Here is a 13,462-nt window from a genome sequence, read left to right as displayed (position 1 = left end):
ACGCCGTGCCGCCGATGGCGCGCGCCGAGGAGCACGACCGTTCCGAGGACCGCACGTCGGTGATCTCCCGCCCCGTCGTGCGACGGCCGCTGCCGGTCGACGGCGACGAGGCCACGGCCGTCGTCCACCGCACCACGCGGCTGGAGACGGGCGGCCTCTCCCGTTCCTCCTCCCGCCGGGGCGTCCTGGCCGGGCGCAGGCCGCTGGCGCTGGTGCTGGGGCTGCTGCTGGTGCTCGGCCTCGGCGGCGGTGTCTGGTACATCAACTCCGGACAGTTCACCGAGGTCCCGCCGCTGCTCGCCAAGACCGAGGCGCAGGCCCGGGAGCGGCTGGCGGACGCCGGGCTGGAGGTGGGCGACGTCTCCCGCCGGTTCAGCGACACGGTCGAGCGGGGCTCGGTGATCGGCACGGACCCGGCGGCCGGCGACCGGGTGCGCGGCGGCGCGGGGGTGTCGCTGGTGATCTCCTCGGGGCCCGAGGTGGTGAAGGTTCCCTCGCTGGAGGGCCGTCCGCTGGACCAGGCGCGCAAGGCGCTGGAGGACCAGGGGCTCGAGCCGGGCATGGTGACGCGCGCGTTCAGCGAGGACGTCCCGCAGGGCTCGGTCATCGGCACGGAGCCGGCCGCCGGGGCCGAGCGGCGGGCCGGCACGGCGGTGGCGCTGGTGGTCAGCAAGGGCGCGCCGGTGGACGTCCCGGACGTCACGGGGTCCGAGCTGGACGAGGCCCGCGCGGAGCTGGAGGCGGCCGGACTGAAGGTCCGGATCGGCTCCGAGGAGGTCCACTCCTCGCACGAGCGCGGTCAGGTCGCGCGGCAGACCCCGGAGCCGGGGGGCCGCGCGGGTGAGGGCGACACGGTGACGCTCACCCTCTCCAAGGGGCCCGAGATGGTCGAGGTCCCCGACGTGGTCGGGCAGAGCGTCGACGAGGCGACGGAGACCCTCGAGGCGGCCGGCTTCGAGGTCGACGAGGACCGCGGCCTCCTCGGCATCTTCCGCGACACCGTGAAGTCCCAGTCCCCCTCCGCGGGCGACAAGGCCCCCAAGGGCTCCACGATCACCCTCAAGATCCGCTAACGGGCGGCACGGCGACCAGAAGGCGAGCAGTGGTCCAGCCCGTCCTGCGCCCGGGGCACACCCGCACCCCCTCACGCACACTGTGCCGCACCGTGTACTACGCGGTGCTACGCAGCGCCATGCAGTACTACTTTGCACTACATGGAGACAACAGCCTACGAATTCAACCAGAACGCCTCAAAGATCCTCGCCGCCGCGGAGCGGGGCGAGAGCATCACGGTGACCAAGAACGGGCGGCCCGTCGCCATACTGTCCCCGGTGTCCGGCAAGGACGCCCCTGTTTCCCCATATCCGACGGACCCCATGGGCGAGGACCCCGATGCTCCGGTGTTCCACAGCGAGTCACCCGTGGACTGGCCAGCGGGGCGGGGCGACTCCTTGGAAGGTTTCGGGGCGTGACGGTACTGATCGCCGACACGTCGGGACTGTTCGGTACTACGACGGTACCGACACGGAGCACCGACGCTGCCGCGAAGCGGTGTCCTCCGCGACCCATCTCGTGGTGACGCCCCTGGTGCTGGCCGAGCTGGACCATCTGCTGACCACAAGGATCGGGCCCCGTGCCGCGTGCGACGCGCTGGCCCACATCCGTGACCGCGTGGCTGTACGGCGATACGCCGTGCCCGAGATCGAACCGCATCTGTCCACCGCAGTAGTAATCATGCGCCGCCACCCGCAGATCGGCCTGACGGACACCATGAACGTCGTCATGGCCGCCGAGTACAGCACGGATACCATTCTGACCCTGGACCGCCGCCATTTCCGTGCCCTACGGCCGCTGTCGGGGCACACCTCGTTCCGGCTCTGGACGGACGACCACTGAGCAACGCTCGAACCCGTACGGCGGCCCGCAGCCACCAGGACGACTGGTACCGGATCCGTACCATCACGGTGTGGCACTGAAGCACACGAGCGTCTACGCCGAGGACAGCGATCTGAAGCTGATCAAGGAGGCCGCCGCCCGGGTCGGAAAGTCCGAGGCCGAGATCATCCGTGAGGGCATCCACCGCATCGCCCTCGCCTACCGGGTACGGGAAGAACCGTTCGTCACCGACGAGGAGACCTACGATCTCGGCGGCCTGGCCACCGACTTCGGTCTCGACATCGACGGCAGCCCGGAGGACGACCCCGATGAGCCGGGGCAACGCCGAGTCCGGCTTCATCCGCAGCGTCGACGAGGCCGTCGACCGCTTCCACCAGCACGTCATCACCCACCTCGACACCCGCCCGGCCGCGCGGCGGCGCCGGGCGCCGGAGGGCACGAACGCCTGACCTCGGCCCCGCCGGCCAGAGCGCCTGACAGTCGCTCCGCAAAACGCTTCCGCAAGATCACGATGCCCGAATAGCGTTGGCGTCTCCCTGAAGGTTGAACTCGCACTGACCTTCCCGTTCAGACCTTCACTACTCGAGGGGACCTCTCCATGTCCGACAGCACCACGCCTCCCGGCGCCCCACTGCCCGCCGCTCCTGTCCAATCAGATGTCGCTTACATCGCCATACGCGCCCACTGGGACATCGCCAAGTCCCGTGGAGACGTGGGAGGTTGGATAAGTCTCTTCAGTATCTTCGCCGCCATATCGGTCGTACTGGCCATCATCGCGAGCACCATCGCGCCTGACTGCCCCTTCATGGATTCCTGCGTCGAAGAGATGGCCGAAACCGCTGGTGAGGCCAGCATGGCCTGGGCGTGGTCGGCACTGACCGGTACCGCAGCGTTCCTGTGTCTGGGCATAGCCCTGTGGCGTTGGCCGACCGAGTACCACCGCGTTTCGAAGTAACCGCCACATCCGACGACTGGTGTCTTTCTGGACGCGCGTCCGCCCCGAGGCGTCGCCTTCGCGGATCGCGTGGGCGGCGGCCCGCCGGGCCACGCACAACCCGAACCAGCGCCACCCAGCGTGCTGTCGACTTGACCGACCGTAGTCATTCTCGGCAAGATCGGACTCAGCAAGCAACATACCGCGCATATGACTGCGCAGACCCTGTGGCCGTCCCTTCTCGGACGGCCACAGACGCGTTCGGCGGCCACGGGGTCCGGGGGGATCTCCTACGACGGCCCCGGAAACGTTCGCCGAGTGCAACGCCCGGTACTGGACCTCCCCCGCCCGCGCCGTCGTGAGCCTGAATCCCGGCGACTACCTGCTGCACACCGACGACCGGACCGCCGTCCCGGTCCTGTGAGCATGGCCCTGCGGATTGTGAGCGCCCCCGCCGTGGCCGCGACGGACACGCCGAGTGCGATGAGCAGGTGCGCGACCGCCCGAGAGACCCCCGGCGTCGAAGACCTCGGCGAATTCATCCGTCAGCATGTCGATATGGCTCACCCGGCGCTGGAACGCAGCGCGGCCTTCAAATCGCTGATGAAGTTCTGCCAGGATGGCAGCCGGTTCACCGGGCCGAATGGATCCAGTGACTCGAGCAACTTGTGGCGGTGCCGTGGGAAACGGCTCCTGAACGTGGCCATCCGGCGGCCATGGGCGCCGCTTGCCTCGGCCAAGGTCTCCTGGAGCAGTTTCTTGGGGTCCGCGATCCGCTCCGCCGCCGTGCCACGAGGAAGCTGCAGGGGCATCTTTCCATTCGGGTTCTCGGCAACACGGCGGATCGCCTGCTCGTCGAGGAGCAGCCACGCCTCCAGCGCACGCACCGGCACGACCGCGATGTGCGGGTGATCCGGCCACTCCGCCTCCACCGCTGCCGCGATTTCCCGCCGCCGCGCCTCGGTCGTCTCCCGGTCGGCGTCACGGTGGACGATGACGAGGTCGTACCCTCCCCCGAGCTGACGAAGGGCGCGCAGCTTGTCCGGCACCGCGTGGCAGTTCGCCAGACCGAGGCGCCCCAGGTCGGGCGAGGTGACGAGTGCCTGGATGCCCGCATCGGCGGCCACCGACTCGATGTGCGGCACCAGACCGTCGTCACTGGTGCCCTCTCCGGTGAAGAGGACGCGCAGAGTCAAGCCGCCTCCTCCGTGCCCAGAGTGGTCTGCGCACCCGGAGGGGTGGTCAGGTAGGGAAGGATGTCGGCCTTGGTCACGTAGTCCTTGCGCCCGTCGGCGACCCGCCAGGTGTCCTTCAGAGGCCGCAATCGCAGTGCACGTGCGACGTGGCCGCCCTCGGCCCGCACCAGGGCCGTGTCCGCGAACAGCAGATCGTTGCGGGAGACGAGTTGCACCACGCCGGGCGAGTGGGTGTTGATCAGCACCTGACGGAACGGATTGTCCTCGCCCGGCTGCAGCCTGGCATCCACGGCCAGCTCCTGGATCAGCTCGACCATGGGGTTGAGGTTGGCGGGGTGAATGCCGTTCTCCGGTTCCTCCATGCAGACCATTCCGCGGACGCTGGGGTCCTCCAGCAGGACGCAGAGGGCAAGGAAGCGCAGGGTGCCTTCCGAGAGGCTGCGCGCGGGAAGCTTCGTCCCGTCGGCCTCCCCCACCTGGACCGTGAGGAGTTGACGCACTTCGTCCTGGTCGACCCCGAGTGTTCGGATCCGTACACCGGTCAGGTCCGAAAGACGGCCCGCGACCCGGGCGTACACCTGGTCAGGGTCGCCGTCCCGCACCGTGTGCGCGACCCGGTACAGGGCCGCAGGCAGGTGAGATCCGTCGGCATCCATGGACTGAGGGTCCATGTAGCGGTCGGCGCTCCGCAGGGCGGAGGGTTCCAGTGCCAGGCGCCGCCACGACTCCATCTCCCGGCGGGCGGCGAGGATCGTCGGGTCGTCACTGGAGGTGATGGTGGAGACGACGGTGGCGGGAGCGCGGGAGGCCGCGGCCGGCTTCGGCTGACCACGGCTGCCACCGTCCTGGTGGATCTTGACGATGGGTTCCCCGGACAAAGTGTCGACATCGGTCGAGATGTACGGCGCACCGCTTCGGTGACCGATGATGACGTGGTTGCGGAACTGCGCGGCGTTGTGCGGGAACTTCAAGTGGTTCTTGGCCGCGCCCTTGGTGATGTGCCGCAGCGTCTCGCGCAGGAGGGACAGCCGCCCGAAGCGGTCGAGTCCGGCCGGCTTCTGATACCCGATCTCCAGCTCGTAGCGCAGGAACGACGTGGTCGGCTTGGCGGCACGCCCGAAGTCGTCCTCGATCTCGGTCGGCACGATCATTTCCGCGGCGAAGAACATCCGATGCCGCCCCGGCGCGAAGCCCTTCCAGAACAGATCACGCGGGTCACCGTGCCGCTCACCATGCACTCCGCGTACTTCCTGCGCCGCCTCCATCATCGAGCGGTCGGCGAGAAGCGACAGGAACTGGATGGCGTCGAAGACGTTCGACTTCCCGGTTCCGTTCTCGCCGGCGATGCAGGTGAAGGGACCGAAGTCGATGGACAGTTCCAGGAGGTTCTTGAACCCGTGGACTTCAAGCCGTGTCAGCATCGTCCCTCCGTGGTGCCCACCAGGCTCTCGCCCGTGGGCTCGCTCGACTCTCGTGGGACACGCTACCGGCAACCACTCACGCATGAGTGATCATGTCTTTGCTCGCCACGGACGGATCAGGAGCCGCGGGTCACGCCTGAGCCATCCCCTCCCCGCAGTGACGCCAACACGAGCCGCCCGTACCGCGTGGTCAGCGCCCCCGCCGTGGCGGCGACGGACGCGCCGAGCGCGATGAGCAGGTGCGCGAGCGACTTGTCGTCGAGCACCTGGAGAACGCCCAGGGCCGTGCCGAGCGGGAGTCCCAGGACGGTGAGGACGCCGAGGGCGCCGCTGATCTGCTGGCTCTCGCGGGTCTGGACGAGCCGGCTGTAGTCGGCGGCCTCGGCGAAAATCTCGGCGAACCGCTCCGGCAGCCGGTGCTGCCGCTGGAAGGCCAGCAGGAGGTCGTTCGCCGGGCCGTGCGCGGTGAGGTGCTGCCGCCAGTACGTACTGCGGAACACCGCGATGTTCCGCTCGAGCGCCGCGACCCGTCCCGCGAGGCCCCCGGCGTCGAAGACCTCGGAGAGCTGGTCCGTCAGTATGTCGATGTGGTCCCGCTGCAGCATCCCCAGCAGCAGGGCGTCGAGGTAGACCGTGCGGAAGTGCAGCGCCGCGAACCCGTAGAAGTCGCCGTCCCCGGTGTCGGCCCGGTGGCCCAGGAACGCGGCTCCCTGCCGCAGCACCAGCGCGCTCCAGTCGGCGGAGATCCGCACCACGTCCTGGAGCAGCTCGTCGGTGCACTCCGGCGGCACGTTCACCCGTGCTCGGTCGAGAGGACCTCAGCCGCGCCCATCACCGAGGAGCTGCTCCCGGATCAAGTACGCACTCCGCCCACACCGTTTTACCCCCGGGTGGATATGGCTCGACGCCCCAACGATCGGCGAGAGCAGCGACCAGGAGCAAGCCCCGGCCGGACTCGGCGCTCGGGTCCGCCTCGGCATCCGCGCGCGGCTCCGGCCTCCCCCTCGGCATCGGTGACGGCGATCCGCAGCACCCCGGCCACGGCGTCCAGCGTCAGGGCGAGCCGGAAGTTGCGGCCCGTGACGTGACCGTGCAGCGCCGCGTTGGCCGCGAGCTCCCCTACGACCAGCTCGGCCCGCTCAATGACGTCGGGTGACACCAGCCACGCCCGGAGCTGACCGACCGCGAGCAGACGCGCGAGACGGGCTCCGCGCCGCGTGGGGGACAGGAGTTGGGTGAAGGCACATGCCCCCGGCGGGGCTGTGGTCTTGGTAGCGCTCATGCAGTCACGGTGCCGGACGTGTGCCGACGTTCTCCAGAGCCGCGCCCCGTACGCAGCGTCAACGTACGGACACTTTCTGTCGAAAGTACGGTCCCGCGTACGTCATGCTGAGCACTGCCGGGTGGGGGCTGGGCAGAGAGCGCGGGTACGGAACCGGAGGTGGTCGTGGATGGCCGACGGCTATGTGATCGATGAGGAGAACCGGTCGTGCGGTGAGGCGGCCCGGGAGCCTGACCCCTCGGACAGCCTGCGGACGTTCGGCGCGGTGATGCAGGCCCTTCGCGAGCACGCCGGCTACAGCAGGGCCGAGTTCGCCGACATGGTGAGCTTCTCCAAACACACGGTGGAGTCGGTGGAGTTGGGCCGGAGGATGCCCGACATCGCCCTGGTCGAGCGCTCCGAGGAGGCCCTGGGCAACACGGGCGCGCTACGCAAGGCGTCGAAGCACGTGACGAGAGGCCGCGGCGATGTCGGGCTGGCCGCCTGGTTCCGGCAATGGGCACGTCTGGAGCAGACCGCCGTCAGCCTGGGCACGTACGAGTGCCGGCTGGTCCCCGGGCTCCTGCAGGCGGAGGGGTACGCGCGGGCGGTCTTCGAGGGCACCGTGCCGGTGGCGCCGGACAGCCTGCTGGAGAACTACATGGCCCGGCGGATGGAGCGGCAACGCATGCTCTTCGAGCGGCCGACGATTCCGTTCAGCTTCATCGTCGAGGAGCACGTGTTCCGACGCCGGTTCGGAAGCCCGGAACAGATGCGACAACTACTCGATCACGTCCTGGAGTTGAGCGCGCTGCGGAACGTGACGCTGCAGATCGTGCCGCTTGAAGCGGGGCTGCACGCCTGCCTGGACGGGCCGTTGCAGTTGGTCGAGACCCCGAAGGGGCAACGGCTCGCGTACTCCGAGGGGCAGCAGAACGGCCGACTCATCTCCGACTTGAAAGAGGTGAGTCTCCTCTGCCAGCGCTATGACACACTGCGGTCGCAGGCCCTGAACGCCAAGGACTCGCGGGGTCTGCTGGAGCGACTCCGGGGAGAGAAATGAACGCACAGTCGACACTGGCGTGGTTCAAATCCAGCTACAGCGGTAGCCAAGGCGATAGCTGCGTGGAGGTAGCCGTCACCGAGCAGGGCGTGCGCGTACGAGACTCTAAAGATGTTACCCGCCCGCACTTCGCCGTCAGCCACGAGCGATGGTCGGCTTTCTTGCGATTTGCGTCAGAAGGTGAATTGCTCAACAATTAATGAACATCATAAGCGACGGCATTCCACGAGGCATTCCACAATCACGCCCCACGGTCGACCGCTAAGCGAAAGCAAGAATTCCAAGATCAATCCTTCGACACCGCCGAGGGATCTCCGAATCAAGCGCTACGCACCCAGAGCATACAGCCACGCCTCAATCAGTTTCGCCTGTGTGGGCGTAAGCCCTTCGGGCGGCGAAATCTCCAAACCGCTGCGCAACTCCTGCCTCGTACGAGAAGAGCGCAATTGCATTATTTCCCGCGCTCCCACAATTCTCGCAATAAGGAGATCAACGAGGAATTGTGCGCTTGGAGCGTCGAGAAAATTCCTCCCCGCCAGGGTAAGAACCATGTGGCCATTCTCAATCTCCGCAAGCCCAAGGGATGTAAGGACGCGGGACCGTCTACGCGCTTCATCTTCCCGCGTGATACGCGGGAACGCCTCTTGGAACCTTGCAATGTAGCACTCCAAGGCAGGCTGACCTTTTGCGAGATCAGTCATAACGATTATGCATTCAAGAAGCGTCCTCCCGTCACTGGAGGGAGCCTTGTCGATGTAATAACTTGGCTTCAGTTCGACGCCACCAAGCGATATTGTCGCAGCACCCTTCGCGACTCTCTCATGGATCGTATCCAATGCTTCCTGACTCAGAGACAACAAGGAAAGTCGTGAAGCCTGAACGCCAATTCCAAACTCCGTAAGGAGATCAGCCAGCAGTGCACCGTCGATGAGATGAATCGGCGTGAGCGCGTTACCCAACGCTTCACGTAGAGCATCCCTTGTATAATTTCCTGTCGTTACAATAATCCCCTGCATGCCTGGATGAAGGGTGCCCCTTAGCTGCCTGATCTCATTTACCCTGACCGATTTTTTCCACCGCTTCACCTGGATGGCGGTTGGCACAGAGATTACACCGCCAGCGACGAGCGTCGCATGAACATCAACGCCTCCATCTCTGGATCTTCCAGTCACCCTTACGTCTTCATATTTCATGGCCGTGAACAGCTCGGCAACGAGATGCTCAAAAACTTCTGGGGTCATATCCATGATGCTTTCAATAAGTTGCTCCTTCACTTGCCCGTTAGCTTTCTCGATAGCTTCTTCCGCCTTATTGCGGGGGGAGCGAAGGCGGATTGATTCAGCTGAGACAGCAAAACGCTGGCGATATCCGCGAGCGGAGCGAAGTTCATCGTCTCGCGACAAGGCTTCAATTAGCTGATCACTGGTCAGTGGCGTGGTGGCCTGGTCGCTATCCAGCTCGTTCAAGATGCGGTCGATCTCAACAGGTTCACCATTGTGGGCGAGGAGAGCCTGGTAGACGTGATGTGCTATGAGCTGCCCTGGAGTCATGAACGGTGAGGAAGCATGATCGGGCTGCGAAGGTGACCTGGAGCGCATGCCTGACATACTGCCACCAGCCTCGGACATCAAGGGAGTTGCGCTAGGAGTGCACCACCCCGTCGGGCGTCATTGAGCTGACATAGAGTCACAGTAGGTTCGCATGCTCGAGACTTGGAACAGCGATCGTCGGCGTACCGCCATCGGGCGGACGACCTTGTCTGTACCGGCACGCAAAGCGCTCACGGATCGCCAACTGGGCAGTGACCGCACGATCTTGGACTACGGCTGCGGCCGCGGCGGTGACGTGCGCGCCTTGGAGCAACTCGACTGCAGGGTCACCGGATGGGACCCGTACTACAAACCTGAGCCCAAGGCGGAACCCGCCTCAGTCGTCCTCCTCACCTACGTTCTGAACGTCATCGAGGACCCCGCCGAGAGACGGGACACTCTACGGCGCGCCTGGGAACTGGCAGACGCCCTGCTGATCGTCTCGGCCCGGCTCACTTGGGAGAAGTCGAAGGTCAAAGGTGAGGCATTCGGCGATGGTCTCCTGACCAGCAGGCAGACCTTCCAGCATCTGTACGGGTCAAGTGAGCTGCGCTCGTATGTCGAGGAAGTCACGGGCGCCCGAGTGGTCGCAGCGGCTCCTGGCGTCGTCTACGCCTTCAAGGACGAGACGGCACGGCTCGCCTACTTGACCCAGCGCATCGTCCCGGACGCCGAGTGGCTGGCTTCCGAAGACACGACCTCGGCCATCGCGGCCTTGGTCGACTTCGTCGAGCGCCGGGGCCGCCCGCCGCGCATTGAGGAAATGCCTCGGGCGACGGCCGAGTTGCTCGCGCACCTCAAGCCGAACGAGGTGAAGCGTCTGGTCCGAGAGACCGCGGATCCCCACAAGGTCGAGGACGGGGGCAAGCGCTCCACGCTCAACACTCTGCTGTACCTGGCGGTCGAACTGTTCAACGGCCGTGGGCCGTTCAGCAGCCTGCCCATCAGCATGCAGATAGACGTCCGGGCGTTCTTCTCCTCCTACAAGGAGGCTTGCATGCGCGCCGACCGGTTGCTGCTCAAACTCCGGGACGACGGCTACGTGCGGGGCGCGATGAACGCCTCCCAGGTGGGCAAGCTGACCCCTACGGCCTTGTACGTGCACCGGCGGGCCCTTGACCGTATGCCGACGATCCTCCGACTCTACGAACACTGCGCGTCAATCGCGGCGGGTCGCCCGGAGGAGTGGTCGGTCGCGAAGCTCAAGCACCAGGGCCGGGCGGTCTCCTGGCTGGACTACCCGGAATTCGACGAGGACCCGCACCCGAAGATCCGGTCCTCGTACATGGTGGATCTCCAGACACTGGAGACATCGCACATGTCCTACGAGAAGTCGCAGAACCGCCCACTGCTCCACCGCAAGCACGAGTTCCTTGCACCGGACGATCCGGACGCGCCTCGCTACCGCCGGCTGACCGAGTCGGAGATGAGAGCCGGACTCTACGAGCATCCCCACCTGATCGGTACGGAGAACGGCTGGGAGGCAGAACTCGTTCGATGCGGGCGCGAGCTGCGCGGGCACCGCCTGGTGCGCCGCGCAGCCGACTGAGCGCGCCCGTCAGGAAGCGGCGGGCTGCATGCGCAGCACCGTTTCGACGACCCCGGTGGGGTCGAAGTCCTCCACCTGACTCGGGTGCCACGAGAACCGCAGCCCGTTCGACGCGACCTTCTCGGGAAGGTTCATCGCCATCAGCACATGGCTCGGGGTGTACGAGGCGCTGGTGCAGGCCGAACCCGTGGCGACAGCCACCTGGTCCTTGAGCCTGACGATCAACGCCTCCGCGTTCAGATCGTCGAAGGTGACATTGAGGATGTGCGGTACAGAGTGATCCGGATCACCGTTGATGCGGAACCGGGTCTTGCTCAGTGCGGTGAGGAGTCGCTCCCGTACGACTAGGGCGTCGCGCTTCCACCGGTCGTGTCCCTCGTGGAACACACGGGAAGCCTCGTACAGACCCATGATCAGAGGAACAGGCAGGGTGCCCGGGCGCAGTTTTCTCTCCTGGCCGCCACCGAACATGATCGGCTCCAGGGGGACCCTGTCCCACCCGCGGCGTCGGAGTACCAGGGCGCCGATGCCCTTGGGTGCCCCGACCTTGTGACCGCTGATGCTGATCATGTCGATGGGGGCGCGAAGGTCCTCCGCGATCTTCCCATATCCCTGGGCCGCGTCCACGTGGAAGTAGGTGGAGGTCTCCCGGAGCTTCTCCGCCAGCTCGGCGACAGGCTGGATCACACCGGTCTCGTTGTTCACGTGCATCAACGAGACAAGAAGGGTGTCCGGGCGCAGCTTCTCCATCACGGCCTCGGTGGAGATCCGGCCTGACGGGCCAGGCTCGAGAAAGTCCACCTCGAAGCTCTTGCTCTGCAAGTGCGTGAGAGGTTCGAGGACTGCCTTGTGTTCGATGGCAGAGGTGATGATGTGGCGGCGTCCCTCACGCTCTCCGAAAGCGGCGAGCCCGAGCAACGCGATGTTGTTGGACTCCGTGGCACCGCTGGTGAAGATGAGCTCTTCGGGGCGGGCGCCGACGGTCTGAGCCAGGTAAGTCCGCGCCTCCTGGACCGCCTTCTTGGCGCGCGTCCCGTAGTCATGCGTACGGCTTCCGGCGTTGCCGAAGTCCTCCGTCATCCAGTGGAGGACCACCTCGGCGACTCGGGAGTCGACCCGGGTCGTTGCCGCCACATCTAGATACGCCACCACAAGCGCCACCCTCTCGCATGTCATCCCTTGCCGCTATGTTTGTCAAAGCGTGACCGTGGTCACGTTATGCCGTTAACGTACACGCAGTATGTGATCACCTCCAGCGTGACGCAGACGTACGTCACCAACGCTCGTAGCGCACGAGATCATCCCGCCCCGCCATATGGAGGCAAGGGTGTCGGGGACTGCTTGCAGAGCCCGCCGAGACGGTGGAGCGGGTATGCATGTACGTTAAACTTCCGAAGTGGAGAGCAAGCCCGTGACGACAGCGACCGTGATCGCACCCCGTGTACCGTCGGGGTTCGAGTACACGTTTCCCTCCATCCGAGGCATCCAGGCGGGGCGAGAGTTCTACGTCTCGATGTGTCCGCTACGCCTCATCCCGAAGATCTTCATCTTCGATGAGGAGGAGTTGCCGGCTGAACTGCGCGCACAGAGGGTCCTCAACAAGGGGCGCCTGCCGGCTCTGACCAAGTACATCCTCGACAACCCCCATGACTACGTCTTCAGCGCGCTCACTGCATCCGTCGACGGAAAAATGATCTTCGAGGGTCACAGCGCCGAGGGATCGGGGTTCCGTACAGGAAATCTCCGGATCCCGATGGACGCCCGTTTCCTGATCAACGACGGACAGCACCGGCGTGCTGCCATCGAGTTGGCGCTCAAGGAGAACCCCAACTTGGGAGACGAGACCATCGCAGTGGTCTTCTTCCACGACTCCGGGCTGGAACGGTCGCAGCAGATGTTCGCGGACCTCAACCGCCATGCGGTTCGTCCTGCTCGGTCCATCGGCGTCCTCTATGACCATCGAGACCTCTCGTCGCAGGTGGTACGAACCATGGTCGGCCGATCCCCGATCTTCAAGGGGTGTGTCGAGATGGAGAAGAGCAACCTCTCACCCCGCTCCCGCATGATGTTCACCCTGAGCGCCCTTTACTACGGCACTCAGGCGTTGCTCAAAGGGCTGGAGTTGAAGTCTGTCGATGTGGCTGCCGAACTCGCTCAGGCGTACTGGGAGGCCATCGATCAGCACATGCCTGAGTGGGCGCTGGTACGAGAGCGGAAGCTCGCTGCCATGGAGGTCCGGCGAGACTTCATTCACAGTCACGGCATCGCACTGCATGCACTGGGCAGGATCGGCAACTCTCTGCTGCGGGAATCCACGGCCAGGGCCAGGTGGAAGAAGCAGTTGGTCCCTTTGAAGAGAGTGGACTGGTCGCGCTCCAACAGTGACTGGGAAGGACGCGCCATCGTCGGCGGCCGCGTCTCCAAGAGCCATCAAAACGTGACCCTTACCGTCAACTACTTGCGTCACCACCTGGGCCTGGGGTTGAGCCCCGAGGAGCAGCGGGTGGAAGACGCATATCTGCGAGGCGACGCATGAACACTCCTCTGCCTCTC

Annotated in this window: 13 protein-coding genes and 2 pseudogenes; 9 read left to right on the top strand and 6 right to left on the bottom strand. The window is 65.6% G+C overall.

Going from position 1 to position 13,462, the window contains the following annotated elements:
• The 5 genes and pseudogenes from HW445_RS02530 to HW445_RS02510 form a co-directional block, all read left to right on the top strand.
• Positions 1 to 1,073 (top strand): Stk1 family PASTA domain-containing Ser/Thr kinase (locus HW445_RS02530; RefSeq protein ID WP_180219384.1); only part of this gene is annotated, 1,073 nt, incomplete at its 5' end.
• A gap of 141 nt (positions 1,074 to 1,214) precedes the next feature.
• Complete coding sequence (locus HW445_RS02525) at positions 1,215 to 1,472, top strand: type II toxin-antitoxin system Phd/YefM family antitoxin (protein WP_180219383.1); 258 nt, start codon at positions 1,215 to 1,217, stop codon at positions 1,470 to 1,472.
• On the top strand, positions 1,393 to 1,896 hold the full coding sequence (locus HW445_RS02520) for a PIN domain-containing protein (RefSeq protein ID WP_257230785.1): 504 nt from the start codon (positions 1,393 to 1,395) through the stop codon (positions 1,894 to 1,896). Before HW445_RS02525 ends, HW445_RS02520 begins: the two co-directional genes overlap by 80 nt.
• Positions 1,897 to 1,966: 70 nt before the next feature.
• Positions 1,967 to 2,116, top strand: a pseudogene (locus HW445_RS02515) (ribbon-helix-helix protein, CopG family); the annotation flags it as partial.
• Between the two features lie 378 nt (positions 2,117 to 2,494).
• Positions 2,495 to 2,851 carry a hypothetical protein gene (locus tag HW445_RS02510; protein WP_180219381.1) on the top strand — a complete coding sequence of 119 codons (357 nt, stop codon included), beginning with the start codon at positions 2,495 to 2,497 and terminating at the stop codon, positions 2,849 to 2,851.
• A 542-nt stretch (positions 2,852 to 3,393) separates the two neighbouring features.
• On the opposite strand, the gene HW445_RS02505 is transcribed toward HW445_RS02510, so the two are convergent.
• The 4 genes and pseudogenes from HW445_RS02505 to HW445_RS02490 form a co-directional block, all read right to left on the bottom strand.
• Positions 3,394 to 3,975: a DUF4276 family protein gene (locus HW445_RS02505; RefSeq protein WP_308798168.1), complete on the bottom strand. Its 582-nt coding sequence runs from the start codon at positions 3,973 to 3,975 to the stop codon at positions 3,394 to 3,396.
• Positions 3,976 to 4,022: 47 nt separating this feature from the next.
• Positions 4,023 to 5,447 carry an AAA family ATPase gene (locus HW445_RS02500; RefSeq protein WP_180219379.1) on the bottom strand — a complete coding sequence of 475 codons (1,425 nt, stop codon included), beginning with the start codon at positions 5,445 to 5,447 and terminating at the stop codon, positions 4,023 to 4,025.
• Between the two features lie 116 nt (positions 5,448 to 5,563).
• Positions 5,564 to 6,244 carry a hypothetical protein gene (locus HW445_RS02495; protein ID WP_257230784.1) on the bottom strand — a complete coding sequence of 227 codons (681 nt, stop codon included), beginning with the start codon at positions 6,242 to 6,244 and terminating at the stop codon, positions 5,564 to 5,566.
• Between the two features lie 34 nt (positions 6,245 to 6,278).
• Positions 6,279 to 6,729: pseudogene (locus HW445_RS02490) on the bottom strand (ATP-binding protein).
• Between the two features lie 169 nt (positions 6,730 to 6,898).
• Here HW445_RS02490 and HW445_RS02485 point away from each other — a divergent pair.
• Positions 6,899 to 7,771: a helix-turn-helix transcriptional regulator gene (locus tag HW445_RS02485; RefSeq protein ID WP_180219378.1), complete on the top strand. Its 873-nt coding sequence runs from the start codon at positions 6,899 to 6,901 to the stop codon at positions 7,769 to 7,771.
• Positions 7,768 to 7,971 (top strand): DUF397 domain-containing protein, encoded by a 204-nt coding sequence (locus tag HW445_RS02480; protein ID WP_180219377.1) that lies wholly within the window; start codon positions 7,768 to 7,770, stop codon positions 7,969 to 7,971. The genes HW445_RS02485 and HW445_RS02480 overlap by 4 nt, the downstream gene beginning before the upstream one ends.
• 126 nt (positions 7,972 to 8,097) lie before the next feature.
• Here the strand turns inward: HW445_RS02480 and HW445_RS02475 are convergent, their stop codons facing one another.
• The gene (locus tag HW445_RS02475; protein WP_180219376.1) at positions 8,098 to 9,237 is read right to left on the bottom strand and encodes a restriction endonuclease; all 1,140 of its coding nucleotides are present in this window, start codon (positions 9,235 to 9,237) and stop codon (positions 8,098 to 8,100) included.
• 235 nt (positions 9,238 to 9,472) lie between these two features.
• Between HW445_RS02475 and HW445_RS02470 the strand changes: the two genes are divergently transcribed.
• Positions 9,473 to 10,909: a DNA phosphorothioation-associated putative methyltransferase gene (locus HW445_RS02470; RefSeq protein ID WP_180219375.1), complete on the top strand. Its 1,437-nt coding sequence runs from the start codon at positions 9,473 to 9,475 to the stop codon at positions 10,907 to 10,909.
• A 9-nt stretch (positions 10,910 to 10,918) separates the two neighbouring features.
• On the opposite strand, the gene dndA is transcribed toward HW445_RS02470, so the two are convergent.
• A complete protein-coding gene (gene dndA / locus HW445_RS02465; RefSeq protein WP_218956490.1) occupies positions 10,919 to 12,085 on the bottom strand; it encodes a cysteine desulfurase DndA in 1,167 nt (388 codons plus the stop codon).
• A gap of 220 nt (positions 12,086 to 12,305) precedes the next feature.
• On the opposite strand from dndA, the gene dndB reads away from it, so the two are divergent.
• Positions 12,306 to 13,445 carry a DNA sulfur modification protein DndB gene (dndB, locus tag HW445_RS02460; RefSeq protein ID WP_308798163.1) on the top strand — a complete coding sequence of 380 codons (1,140 nt, stop codon included), beginning with the start codon at positions 12,306 to 12,308 and terminating at the stop codon, positions 13,443 to 13,445.
• Positions 13,446 to 13,462: the final 17 nt, after the last annotated feature.

The organism is Streptomyces sp. UH6 (assembly GCF_013421635.1).
GTDB lineage: Bacteria > Actinomycetota > Actinomycetes > Streptomycetales > Streptomycetaceae > Streptomyces > Streptomyces abyssomicinicus.
The sequence above is the reverse complement of the archived record's forward strand: the minus strand, read 5'-3'. Positions and strand labels throughout refer to the sequence as shown.